Source organism: Kribbella turkmenica (assembly GCF_004348725.1).
Lineage (GTDB): Bacteria > Actinomycetota > Actinomycetes > Propionibacteriales > Kribbellaceae > Kribbella > Kribbella turkmenica.
The window spans coordinates 1-11811 of the sequence record NZ_SMKR01000102.1 but is presented as its reverse complement, the minus strand read 5'-3'; the positions used below and the strand labels follow the sequence as shown (position 1 = coordinate 11811).

Sequence of the window (11811 nt, the reverse complement as noted above, 5' to 3'; positions counted from 1 at the left end):
TGGCATGAGAGCCGTCGTACAGCGAGTCAGTCAGGCATCGGTCACCGTCGAGGGCGAGGTGGTCGGCGCGATCGACGAGCCCGGACTGCTGGCCCTGCTCGGCGTCACCCACGACGACACCGAAGAGAAGGCGAAGGCGCTGGCCGCGAAGATCTGGACCCTGCGGATCCTCCGGAACGAACGATCCTGCTCCGACGAGCAGGCCCCGATCCTCGCCATCAGCCAGTTCACCCTGTACGCCGACACCCGCAAGGGCCGGCGCCCGTCCTGGAGCGCCGCCGCCCCCGGCCCGGTCTCGGAACCCCTGTACGACGCCTTCTGTGCAGCCCTCGAGTGCCTCGGCGCCAAGGTCGAACGCGGCCGCTTCGGGGCTCAGATGGACGTCGCCCTGGTCAACGACGGCCCGGTCACGCTGATTCTGGACGCCTGACGACTGATTCTGGACGCCTGACGACGTCCGCACCGGCGAGTGGACGGCCCGCGACGGGGCACTGGGCAGGTATGGCGCCGGTTCTTCCCGGCACCGTCCGCAGAGACCACGTCAAGGAGTGGACCATGACGTCAGCAGTAGACTCCGGGGATTCGCCTCCGGGTGAGTTCCAAGCCGTGGGGGGCCGGTTCGAGCGCGCACTCATCTGGGTCTTCATCGTCGTGCCCACGCTCGCGCTCGTGCCCGGGATCTTCATCGCGTGGGGTGGCTGGATCGGCTGGCACGACATCGTCCTGCTGGTCGTGTTCTACGTGATCACGACGACCGGCATCGGCGTCGGCTACCACCGAGGCTTCACCCACGGCTCCTTCAAGAGCAGGCGGGGCCTCAAGATCGCGCTCGCGGTAGCCGGCAGTCTGGCTCTCGAAGGACCCGTGATCCGCTGGGTGGCCGACCATCGCAAGCATCACAAGTTCTCGGACCGGGACGGCGATCCGCACTCGCCCTGGCGCTACGGCACCAACGCCTGGGCGGTGACCAAGGGATTCGTCTTCGCCCACGTCGGGTGGGTGCTCTGGGGACAGGACCGGGCCGACCCGAAGCACTACGCCCCGGACCTCCTGGCCGACCGCGACATGGTGTCGATCTCGCGGCACTTCCGCGGGTTGGTCGCGATCTCGCTGCTCGCACCGGCGGTCATCGGTGGCCTGTGGGACAGGTCATGGCACGGTGCGGCCACCGGGTTCTTCTGGGGGACTCTGGTGCGTATCGCGCTGATGCACCACGTCACGTTCTCCATCAACTCGATCTGCCATGTCACCGGTGACAAACCCTTCACTGCCCGGGACCGGTCGGGAAACGTCTGGTGGCTGGCCCTACTGAGTCAGGGCGAGTCGTGGCACAACCTCCATCACGCCGACCCGACCTGCGCGCGCCACGGCGTCCTCAGGGGACAGATCGACATCAACGCCTGGTTCATCCGCCTGTTCGAGCGCTTCGGCTGGGCGTACCAGGTCAGGTGGCCGAACCGGCAACGTCTCGAGCGGAAGCGCGCGGCCGCAGCCTGACCGGCACTCCGCGACACGGCGCACACAGAACGGCCCCGGCTGGATCGCTGGGATCCAGCCGGGGCCGGTGTGTGCTTTCCGAATCGGTGAGGTTCGACTCAGAAGGGTGCGTCGGACTGGATCAGCCGATGACGCCGGCGGCCGAGTGGCCGACGATGACCTTGGTGTTCAGGCTGTAGACGTCGATCACCAGGGCGTTCACCGCGACGTACCGGTGCTGCTTCACGACCTGGTTGAAGGTCAGCTTGGCGATACCCGGGATGTCCAGCGTGGCGTTCGTGCCGGTCTTGACCGGGTACACCTTGTTGCCGACGCGGATCGAGGCGATGCTCGAGGAGTGGTCCAGGCCGACTTTGCCGTCCTTGGTTTTCCACGCCGCGGCGGAGGACTCGATGGCGCCGATCGACAGGTTGCCGACCTTCACACCCGCGACGTGCGAGGTGAACTTCACGGCCGACTTGTCCATGCTCATGTAGCCGTTCTTCGTGGTGTAGACCGCACCCACGTAGGCGACCTTCGGGATGTTCAGCTCGCCGATCGCGTTCCGGATCGTCTTGCCTTCCGTGCCCTGGCAGGTGGCCTGGTAGGAGGTCGGACCGGAGACGACCAGCTTGTCCGCGTTCGCCTTGGTGCCGTAGGCGTCACCGATCACCATCGCGGTGGCCGGCTTGGTGATCTCCGCGCGCGTCTTCAGCACCGCGACGTCGACACCCTGCGGGATGTACTTGTTCTTCACGGTCGCGTGCAGCACGACGGCCTGCGCGTACGAGTAGATGCCGCTGTTCGTCTTCACGCCACCGACGCGGTTCAGCACGATGTAGCCGAGGCCCGGAACGGCGACCTTGGTGTTCGGCTCGGGCTTGAGCAGCGACGGCACCGAGACGGCGCCGATCTTCACGCCGGCGAACGTGGTGCTGCCGGTGTAGGACAGCTTGCCGTTCTTGTACACCGCCGTGGTGGTGGTCTTCACACCCGTCAGGTGCAGCAGGCTGCCGAGCTTGATGTCGACCGCGGTCGCGTTGCTGGTGACGCCGTTCCCGTTCTTGTTGTTGAACGAGTGCGTATCCGTCCGCACGGTGCGGGCGATCGCGTGGTTGTTGACGTTCGCGGCGGCGAGGTCGTTCTTGTCGGACCGGTTCGGGTCCGTGGTGCAGCTGATCTGGCTGACCACCTGCGGGCCGCTGTTCGCCAGACCCGACTGGACGTCGGTGCCGAACGCGTAGCCGCTGTAACCGAAAACGGGCGACGCGGACGCCGAACCCGAGGTCAGCGCGATCGTAGAAGCCACGCCGACAACCGCCGCGACACCGACGGCAGCGAGCTTCTTGTATCCGATGCGGGGTCTCATGACCCCTCCTCCCTGAGTGATGACGTGACCCGGATGGCGGGCCAGGACACAGACACAACTCGGGCGGTTGCGGTAGGTAACGAGAACACTCCTCTCCGAGACCAAACCGTTACCTAGCCGCTCGGCGGGCGAGATTCCCCGCCCCTACCCGTAACCCCCCGGTGATGGCGGGATTCCTGCGTCCAGCAAGGCTTCCGGGCAGGCCGAAGGGCCCGGACGCGCAAGGTCCGGGCCCTTCGGAGACTGCATCAGGGTGGGCCGCCGTCTGGTGGCGGCGGCACCATCAGTAACGAGCGACCGGTCAGACGGTGACGGCCACCTCGGCGACCTCGCCGTACTGGGCGACCACCTCGCGGTCGACCGGCGCGGCCTTCGGGGCCAGCGTGCGCAGCGTCCAGTTGCCCGGCGCCGCGAAGAACCGGAAGTGCCCGGTCGCGGACGTCGGCACCTCGGCGGTGAACTCACCGGAGGCGTCCAGCAGCCGTACGTAGGCGCCGCCGACCGGCTCCTCGCCGCGCAGCACCTGGCCCTGGATCACTGCTTCCTTGTCGACGTCGACACCCTTGAGGTCGAGGCCGCCCTTCTTCGCTCCGCACATGTGTCAGGCCTTTCCGGGTTCGTCGCCGAGGGCAACGGGTACGCCGACCAGCGAACCCCACTCGGTCCAGGAACCGTCGTAGTTCTTCACGTTCGCCTGGCCGAGGATCTCGTGCAGCACGAACCAGGTGTGCGCCGACCGCTCGCCGATGCGGCAGTAGGCGATGGTGTCCTTGCCGAAGTCGACACCGGCGTCGGCGTACAGCGCCTGCAGCTCGTCGTCGGACCGGAAGGTGCCGTCGTCGTTGGCGGCCTTGCTCCAGGGGATGTTCGCGGCGGTCGGGATGTGCCCCGCGCGCTGCGCCTGCTCCTGCGGCAGGTGGGCCGGGGCGAGCAGCCGGCCGGCGTACTCGTCGGGGCTGCGCACGTCGACCAGGTTCTTCACGCCGATGGCCTCGTTGACCTCGTCGCGGAACGCGCGGATGGTGAGGTCCGGCTCCTTGGCCTTGTACTCGGTCGCCTCGCGCTTCACGACCTCGTCGGTCAGCTCGCGGCTGTCCAGCTCCCAGCGCTTGCGGCCGCCGTCGAGCAGCCGGACGTCGCCGTGGCCGTACAGCTTGAAGTACCAGTACGCGTACGCCGCGAACCAGTTGTTGTTGCCGCCGTACAGGACGACCGTGTCGTCGTTCTTCACGCCGCGCTCGGACAGCAGCGCCTCGAACTGTTGCCGGTTCACGAAGTCACGCCGTACCGGGTCCTGCAGGTCTTCCTTCCAGTCCAGCTTGATCGCGCCGGCGATGTGGCCGGTGTCGTACGCCGAGACGTCTTCGTCGACCTCGATCAGGACGACCCCGGCGTCGAACTTGTGCTCCTCGACCCAGTCGGCCGAGACGAGCGCGGATTCCCTGCTCATGGTGTGCTGCCTCTCAGTTGGTAGCGGTGGTTGGCGTACGAATGCGGTGGATCAGCAGATAGGCCTCGCAACCGAGGCAGAGCCCGACCGCGACGTTGACGAACGCCGCGACCAGTGCGAATCCGGTGGCGACCACGCCGAGCACGGCTGCGCCGGTCAGGTACCCGATCAGACCGGCGACCGCGAAGACGAGGCCGACCAGCTGGGCGAACCGCGGCGGCGCCGCGTCCTCCAGCTCCTTCGGCGGATCCAGCCGGGGGCGGATCAGCCGCTTGAACAACTGCCCGTACGGCGACGCGTGGACGCCGAACGCGACGGAGATCGCGAACACGACCGTCTGGACCGCGAGCGGCCAGGCACTGTTCAGGATCAGCGTCAGTGCGAGCAGCACGGTGGTGACACCCGCCGCGAACCGGAGTCCGCGCGGATCGACCTTGGCTGTCTTTTCGGACATGACGACTCCCGGAGGAGAAGGATCGAGCCGGACCCGCCCGGGTATGCGGGAGACGACGTACGCGGAACCGTGCTCAGCGACCGGTTCCGCAGCGCTCGGGACGCCGCCTGGTCAGCGGCGACGACACAGCGACGAGCGCACCCGGCAGTTGTCCACCGCCCGGCGCTTGGTCAGCCATGTCGTGTAAGCCACGGCATCGAGAGTACGGAAAGCGGGCGGGTCCGCCAGTCGTGATCCCACAAACTGAGACAATTGATCACATTGCGGACAGCCCAGGTCGCGCCTGCCCGTTGCCTAAGTCCTGACGACGTTGGTTCCGGCGATCTTGTCGTGCAGGGCCTGCTTCTTGTCGTCCCACAACGGCCAGAGGTAGTTGATCAGCGCGAGGAAGCCGAACAGCGTGCCGATCAGCGGGATCGCACCGAGCACACCGAGTGCGATCTCGAAGCCGTACCGCTTGGCCACGGCCTGCCCCGGCGGCAGACCCGGGACGTCACGCAGCCGGACGGCGATCCCGAGCGCCATCTTGCCGGGGGTCGCACCCTTTTTCGTGAGGAAGAGGTACTCGTAGACGAACGACACGACCATGCCGATCAGTACGGCCGGGACCATCCACTTGTACGCCTCGGGTGGCAGCGCGGTGGTGGTCGTAGGGGTTCCGGCGGCCGCGGCGTCCATCGTGTCTTCCAGGTACTGCCAGATCACCAGGACGTACTGGTAGTAGAAGTAGCCGGTCAGCGGCAGGCCGATGATGCCGACGATGATCGAATCGATGATGCGGGCGAACACCCGCCGCCACCAGCCGGACAGTTGCTGGCCGTCAGGGGTGGTGTGCACCTTCTGACCGGGGTAGCCATAGCCCTGGCCGTACTGCTGCTGCGGGTAGGGGTGCTGACCGGCGTACTGCTGGCCGTACTGCTGTTGTCCGCCCTGAGACTGGCCGTACTGCGGTTGTCCGCCCTGAGACTGGCCGTAATGCGGTTGCCCCTGCTGCTGTTGGCCGTACTGCGCGGGGGCCGTCTGAGCGCCGCCGTACACCTGCCCGTGCTGCATCGGCTGCCCGAACTGCTGCTGCCCCGCCGGCTGCCCGAACTGGCCCTGGTACGGCGGCGGACCTTGCCGCGGGCGTCGGTCGTCCGTCCACGCGTCGCCGTCCCAGTACCGCTGCTGGGTCTGGTCCTGGGGGTCGTCGTACCAACCGGCTGGATAGCTCACCGCCAAAGCATCACCTAATGGGCGGGCCATCCGCCATTCGGTGGCAGTTACCGGACGTGACTCAGCGGGGTGCGTGCTCGATCGCGGTCGCCAGCGCGGCGATCACGTCCGGCTTCCGGGGAGCCCCGCTGGCGCGCTTGACGATCGCGCCCGTGCTGTCGAGCACCAGCGTCGTCGGCGTTCGCAGGATGTCCAGCCGCCGGACCAGCTCGAGATGCTTCTCGGCGTCGAGCTCGACGTGCCGCACGCCGTCGACCATGCCCTCGACCTCGGCCAGCGTCCGGCGGGTCGCCCGGCAGGGCGCGCAGAACGCCGACGAGAACTGCAGCAGGGTCGCCCGCTCGCCGAGCTCGTCACCGATGTCCGCCGCGGAGACCCGGGTGTCCACGTCTTCTGACCTTCTTGCTGTCTTTCGCACCGGCCGGGTGCCCCGGAACCGGCCGTCGAGCTTGGCTTTGAACAGGCTGAGGACGACACCGGCGGCGACCGCACCGGCCAGTACCCACATCCCCAGGCTCATGACAACCCAGCGTACGTCGGCGTTCCAACGGCTCGAACGGTCGTTCATCCCTCGGACGGCCGCCCGCGGAGCCGCTTCGTCTCACCACGGCGTTTCTTGTCGTCGACACGCCGGCGGACCGAGCTCCTGCTCGGCTTCGTCGGCCGCCGCTGCCGGGGCGGCGCCGCGATCGCGTCCCGCAGCAGTGCCGCCAGCCGGGTCCGGGCCGCCTCCCGGTTGCGCCACTGCGACTTGTGCTCCGACGCCGCGACGGTCAGGACGCCGTCCACCAGCCGGGACCGCAGTCGCTCGAGCGCGCGAGCCCGCAGTACGTCGGTCAGGGCCGTCGTACTGCTGACGTCGAAGCTGAGCTCGACCCGGCTGTCCGTGGTGTTGACCGACTGGCCGCCCGGACCGCTGGAGCGCGAGAAGCGCCACGCCAGCTCCGGCTCGGGAATCACCACCCCGGCCCGCACCACCAGCCCGCTGTCCACGGCACCATTCAACCGGACCTCTGGCTGGGTTGCGCTTCTGCCCGTGCAGGAAACGGGGAGCCGGGGGGAAGGTCCGGGAGGACGTCGACCTTCCGGACCTCCAGGACATCCAGGTGCGGGCGGTTTCCCGCGGCTTGCGGTTCGAACGGCGGTCAGACCTTGGCGTCGGCGGTTTCCCGGGTGGTGGTGGGTGGGATGACGAAGCGGTAGCCCACGTTGCGCACGGTCCCGATCAGCGACTCGTGCTCCGGCCCGAGCTTCGCCCGCAACCGCCGTACGTGCACGTCCACCGTCCGCGTACCGCCGAAGTAGTCGTACCCCCACACCTCCTGCAGCAACTGCTCCCGGGTGAACACCCTCCCCGGATGCTGCGCGAGGAACTTGAACAGCTCGAACTCCTTGTACGTCAGGTCCAGCGCCCGTCCGTTGAGCTTCGCCGTGTACGACGCCTCGTCGATCACCACGTCGCCGGTCCGGATCAGCGAACTGTCGGGCTCCTCGTTGCGAACCGCGGCCAGCCGGCCGATCACCAACCGCAGCCGGGCCTCGATCTCCGCCGGACCGGCCGTGTCGAGCAGTACGTCGTCCGCGCCCCAGTCGGCGTTCACCGCGGTCAGGCCGCCCTCGGTCACGACCAGGATCAGCGGTACGTCGATCCCGGTGGTCCGGATCAGGCGGGACACGCCACGCACCGCGACCAGGTCGCGGCGGGCGTCGAGCAGCACGGCGTCGGCGTCCGGCGCGTCGACCAGGGCGGCGACCTCGGCGGGAAGGATCCGGATCTGGTGCGGCAGCAGGGCGAGCGAGGGCAGCACCTCGGTGGATGCCTGCAGCGCGTTCGTCAGCAGAAGCAACGTACTCACGCTGTCTCCTTGTGCTGGTCGGCGGATCCCTGGTGAGCGACCCGGTCCTTCTGCAGTCAGGCCCCGACGGCGTCATTGCCGGGGGCCTGAGACACACTGGATAGCAACAGCAAGCTGACATAATAGCCGAGACTTAACCGATTAGTGAGGCGTTCTCCCAGATGCCGGAAGTGACCATCAGGTACTTCGCCGCCGCTCGCGCCGCCGCCGGCGAGTCCTCCGCGACCGCCGAGGCCGCCTCGATCCGCGACCTGATCGGTGCCGTCTCCGCCGACCGCCCCGAGCTCGCCCGGGTCCTCGGCATCTGCACGTTCCTCCTCGACGGCCAACGCGCCGACCCGTCCACCCCGCTGCACGCCGGCGCCCAGGTGGACGCCCTCCCACCCTTCGCGGGCGGCTGACCCGCGGACTGCTGAGGTCAGAGCAGGAACTTCAGCAGCACGAACGTGAGCGCGGCTCCCGTGGCCAGCGCCGCCTTCCCGGAGCCGGTGCCACGCTTCAGTGCCGCACCGAACACGGCGACGGTAAGCGGCACGAGCATGACCAGCAGCGTGACGCCGGCCGCGTGCACGCCGACGTGCGACCGGCCGGTCAGCACCAGACCGAGAATCATCGCGAACGTGAGCCCCAGCCAGGTCGTGACCCGGATCGGCCCATCAGCAGTGCGATGCCCGCGATGGGACGCGCGGGTCGCACGGCGATGCGAAGTCGGAGCAACGTGCGCCATCGGTCACCTTCCGTGAAAGACCGAATACGCAAGGTACCAGCATCCCGCACGATCGTAAAAGCTGTTCCCTCAACCTCCCGAGCGGCCCGACGGTGCTCAGTCAGGTCCGGGCCGGACCTTCTCGACCAGTACGGCGTCGTGCCCCAACCGCCGGTACGCCGCGGGGAGCGACGTACCGGCGTTTCCGGAAGAGGTCAGGAACCGGTGGAGATCCGGTCCGTGGGGACCGGGGTGTACGGGTCGTTGGCGGTCAGGTAGTCGGCGAAGGCGTCGATGTCCAGCCCACCGAAGAACTTGTTCGTCGCCGTGGTGAACGCCGGGAAGCCGTCGCCGCCGTCAGAAAGGAAGTTGTTCGTGACGATGCGGTACGTCGTCGTGTCCACCAGCGGCTGACCGGCGATCTCGATCGAGCCCGGGACCACCTTCGAGCCCGCGGACGCGGCCGGGTTCCAGGTGTAGGTGATGCCCGCGACCTGGAGCACCTTGAACCTCGGCGCCTCAGGACCGTTCACCCCGGAGAACTGCTGCTCCAGCAGCGTCTTGATCTGCGCACCGGTCATGTCCATCGAGACCAGGAAGTTGTTGAACGGCTGCACGGTGAACGCCTGCCCGAAGGTCACCGCCCCGGCGTTCGACGCCAGATCGGCGCGAATCCCGCCCGGGTTCATGAACGCCGCCACCGGCGTCTTCCCGTCCGTCACCACCGACGCGTCGGCGAGTTGCGCGTCGGCGATCAGGTTGCCGAGCGGCGATTCGAGCGACTCGTCCTGCGTGCGCGAGATCGACGGCGTGGTGATGTGACCGATCACCTTGTTCGCGATCGGCGCGACGAGGGTCTGGTACTTCGAGATCAGCGCACTCGTCCGCGGGTCCTTCGGCACGTCCTGGGTGATGATCTGGTTGTTGGCGACCGTGTGCGCCCGGTCGACGTCACCGGTCTTGTTGTCGATGCTCAGCCGCACCTCGGTGACGAGCTTGCCGAACGACGACGCGCTGGTCACGAGCCGCGGCGCGCCGGCCTTGTCCTGCAGGGTGCAGTTGTAGCCCTGGTGGGTGTGGCCGGAGATGATCGCGTCGATCTCCGGGTCCAGGCCGGCGTTGATGTCGACGATCGGGCCGGAGATCCCGGGGCAGCTGTTGTACGCGCGCGGGTCGGCCGGGAAGCCGCCCTCGTGCAGCAGCACGACGATCGACTCGGCGCCCTTCTTCTTCAGGATCGGGACGAGCTTGTTGGCGGTCTCGATCTCGTCGGTGAAGGTCAGGCCCTCGACCCCGGCCTTGGTGACGATGTTCGGGGTGTCCTCGAGCGTCATGCCGATGAACGCGACCTTGCGGCCGTCCTTGAAGGTCTTGATCTTGTACGGCGCGAACAGCGTCTTCTGCGTGTTCTCGAAGAACACGTTCGCCGACAGGTACTTGAACTTGGCACCCATGAACGGCTTCTCCGGGTCCGGGCAGGAGTTCTGGTTGTTCTGCCCGTCGCCGTCGGGGAGACAGCCGCCGGTCTGCATCCGGAGCAGCTCGTGCCAGCCCTCGTCGAACTCGTGGTTGCCGACCGACGCGATCTCGAGACCCATCCCGCTCAGCGCCTCGACCGTCGGCTCGTCGTGGAACGCGGCCGACAGCAGCGGCGAGGCGCCGATCAGGTCACCCGCGGCGACCGTGACCGACTGCTCGCCCTTGGCCGCGGCGGCCGCGCGCATCTGCTTCAGGTGCGTGGCGAGGAACTCGGCGCCGCCCGCGGGCGTGCCGTTCACGTTGCCGGTCGAGCTGGTCGGGCTGTTCGGCGCCAGGTTGCCGTGGAAGTCGTTGATCGCGAGCAACTGGATCTGGGTGTGCGTCGGCTCGGGCTTCCCCGTCGTCGCCGCCTGGGTCACGGTTCCCCCCGTGGCCACAGCGAGCACGGCGGCTGTCCCGGCGGCGACCAGCGCGGCCACCCGCCGTCCTCGCAGCCACGTTCGGTCTCGTCCTGTGAAGGCCATGTCTGCTCCGTTGTCGGTTCGGTCACCGCTGGTGTGCGGTTCCGCGAAAATTACCCGACCCGGCGTGGCCCCTCCAAGGACTCGGGCATGAACTGATCCGGACCTTTTACGGTGTTCAAGTGACTCTCGAAGCCGTACCCTCACCGTTGCCCTCGGCCACTGCCGCCGCCGTCACGGAAGTCGCCCGTGCGGCCGCACAGAGCGACGGCGTCAATCCACTGTCGGAACGCACCCTGCTCCACCTCGACGGCGAGCATCCGGGCGACGTCCACGTGCTCGCGTACGAAGGCGACCCCGGCACGATCGAGGTGTCCGGGCTCCAGAGCGCCCGCAACCTGATCGGGTACGGCGCCCTGTCACCAGACGGCTCGGCCGAGTTGGTGGTCACTCCCGCGGCCAGACGACAGGGCACTGGCACGGCGCTGCTCCGTATGCTGCTCGACCACGGTGGTGCACGGCTCCGCGTCTGGGCACACGGGCGACTCCCCGGCAGCGACGAACTCGCGGCACGACTGGGCCTCGAGGTGACACGGGAGCTTCACTTCCTCCGCCGTACCCGGGCGTCGCTTCCCGAGGCGGTCTGGCCGGACGGGATCGCCGTACGCACGTTCGTGCCGGGTCAGGACGACGCGGCCTGGTTGGAGGTCAACAGCCAGGCGTTTGCGGACCATCCCGAGCAGGGCAGTTGGACGGCCGCCGACCTGGCTGAACGACTCCACCAGCCATGGTTCGACCCGGCCGGCCTCTTCCTGGCGGTCGACTCCGCCAGTGGCGCGGTGGCCGGTTTCCACTGGACGAAGGTCGAGGACGGCGTCGGCGAGGTCTACGTGGTCGGCGTCTCCCCCAACTACCAGGGCAGGGGCCTCGGCAAAGCCCTCACCCTGGTCGGCCTCCACCACCTCCAAGAGGAACGAGGCTCGGACGAGATAGTCCTGTACGTCGACGGCACCAACACCGCCGCCCGTGGCCTTTACATCTCACTCGGCTTCACCACGGCAGCCCTCGACGTCCAGTTCGGCCCCAGCAACGCCTCGTGAACAGCATCACAGTGAATCCGCCCGGTCACATCGCGTCATGAACCCTCCCCACCCCCGTCTCACCATCAACCAGGAGCCGTCCGTGCCTCTTACCCCCCAGCCGGGCGGCTCCTGGCCCATCCACTCCGGTAATCCACACCTGCACAGGAGTTGGTGGCCATCACGCTCGCGGGTGCGAGCTGCGCTGCACTGGTGTGGACGACGCTTGCCTGGGCCGGCTACGCCGTGGCAGGTTCGGGAGGCTG

At 68.0% G+C, this 11811-nt stretch carries 14 protein-coding genes and 1 pseudogene; 4 read left to right on the top strand and 11 right to left on the bottom strand.

Annotated features, from left to right (window positions below; translation table 11 throughout):
* Window positions 1–4 precede the first annotated feature (4 nt).
* Together dtd and E1218_RS22360 are read left to right on the top strand one after the other, a co-directional pair.
* Window positions 5–430, top strand: a complete 426-nt coding sequence (dtd, locus tag E1218_RS22365) for a D-aminoacyl-tRNA deacylase (protein ID WP_132323229.1) — start codon at window positions 5–7, stop codon at window positions 428–430.
* A 125-nt stretch (window positions 431–555) separates the two neighbouring features.
* Window positions 556–1497 carry an acyl-CoA desaturase gene (locus E1218_RS22360; protein WP_132323227.1) on the top strand — a complete coding sequence of 314 codons (942 nt, stop codon included), beginning with the start codon at window positions 556–558 and terminating at the stop codon, window positions 1495–1497.
* A gap of 121 nt (window positions 1498–1618) precedes the next feature.
* Here E1218_RS22360 and E1218_RS22355 read toward each other — a convergent pair whose 3' ends face one another.
* The 9 genes and pseudogenes from E1218_RS22355 to E1218_RS22320 form a co-directional block, all read right to left on the bottom strand.
* Complete coding sequence (locus E1218_RS22355) at window positions 1619–2845, bottom strand: choice-of-anchor P family protein (protein WP_132323225.1); 1227 nt, start codon at window positions 2843–2845, stop codon at window positions 1619–1621.
* Window positions 2846–3146: 301 nt separating this feature from the next.
* Window positions 3147–3443, bottom strand: coding sequence for a DUF1416 domain-containing protein (locus E1218_RS22350; RefSeq protein ID WP_132323223.1), 297 nt, complete (start codon window positions 3441–3443; stop codon window positions 3147–3149).
* A gap of 3 nt (window positions 3444–3446) precedes the next feature.
* Complete coding sequence (locus tag E1218_RS22345) at window positions 3447–4295, bottom strand: sulfurtransferase (protein ID WP_132323221.1); 849 nt, start codon at window positions 4293–4295, stop codon at window positions 3447–3449.
* Between the two features lie 13 nt (window positions 4296–4308).
* Window positions 4309–4749: a DUF4395 domain-containing protein gene (locus tag E1218_RS22340; protein WP_132323219.1), complete on the bottom strand. Its 441-nt coding sequence runs from the start codon at window positions 4747–4749 to the stop codon at window positions 4309–4311.
* A 294-nt stretch (window positions 4750–5043) separates the two neighbouring features.
* Window positions 5044–5586 carry an RDD family protein gene (locus E1218_RS37390; RefSeq protein WP_233712384.1) on the bottom strand — a complete coding sequence of 181 codons (543 nt, stop codon included), beginning with the start codon at window positions 5584–5586 and terminating at the stop codon, window positions 5044–5046.
* Between the two features lie 312 nt (window positions 5587–5898).
* Window positions 5899–5994, bottom strand: a pseudogene (locus E1218_RS38240) (DUF2510 domain-containing protein); the annotation flags it as partial.
* Window positions 5995–6025: 31 nt separating this feature from the next.
* Window positions 6026–6484 carry a TlpA family protein disulfide reductase gene (locus tag E1218_RS22330; RefSeq protein ID WP_132323215.1) on the bottom strand — a complete coding sequence of 153 codons (459 nt, stop codon included), beginning with the start codon at window positions 6482–6484 and terminating at the stop codon, window positions 6026–6028.
* Window positions 6485–6528: 44 nt separating this feature from the next.
* Entirely contained in the window at window positions 6529–6957 is a 429-nt protein-coding gene (gene arfB, locus E1218_RS22325) for an alternative ribosome rescue aminoacyl-tRNA hydrolase ArfB (protein WP_132323213.1), read from the bottom strand.
* A 152-nt stretch (window positions 6958–7109) separates the two neighbouring features.
* Complete coding sequence (locus tag E1218_RS22320; RefSeq protein WP_132323211.1) at window positions 7110–7820, bottom strand: response regulator transcription factor; 711 nt, start codon at window positions 7818–7820, stop codon at window positions 7110–7112.
* A gap of 161 nt (window positions 7821–7981) precedes the next feature.
* Here E1218_RS22320 and E1218_RS22315 point away from each other — a divergent pair, with 161 nt between their 5' ends.
* On the top strand, window positions 7982–8221 hold the full coding sequence (locus E1218_RS22315) for a MoaD/ThiS family protein (protein WP_132323209.1): 240 nt from the start codon (window positions 7982–7984) through the stop codon (window positions 8219–8221).
* Window positions 8222–8238: 17 nt separating this feature from the next.
* Here the strand turns inward: E1218_RS22315 and E1218_RS22310 are convergent, their stop codons facing one another.
* The gene (locus tag E1218_RS22310) at window positions 8239–8547 is read right to left on the bottom strand and encodes a hypothetical protein (protein ID WP_132323207.1); all 309 of its coding nucleotides are present in this window, start codon (window positions 8545–8547) and stop codon (window positions 8239–8241) included.
* 194 nt (window positions 8548–8741) lie between these two features.
* Entirely contained in the window at window positions 8742–10484 is a 1743-nt protein-coding gene (locus E1218_RS22305; protein ID WP_233712382.1) for a bifunctional metallophosphatase/5'-nucleotidase, read from the bottom strand.
* 164 nt (window positions 10485–10648) lie between these two features.
* Between E1218_RS22305 and mshD the strand changes: the two genes are divergently transcribed.
* On the top strand, window positions 10649–11566 hold the full coding sequence (mshD, locus tag E1218_RS22300; RefSeq protein ID WP_132323203.1) for a mycothiol synthase: 918 nt from the start codon (window positions 10649–10651) through the stop codon (window positions 11564–11566).
* Window positions 11567–11811 lie beyond the last annotated feature (245 nt).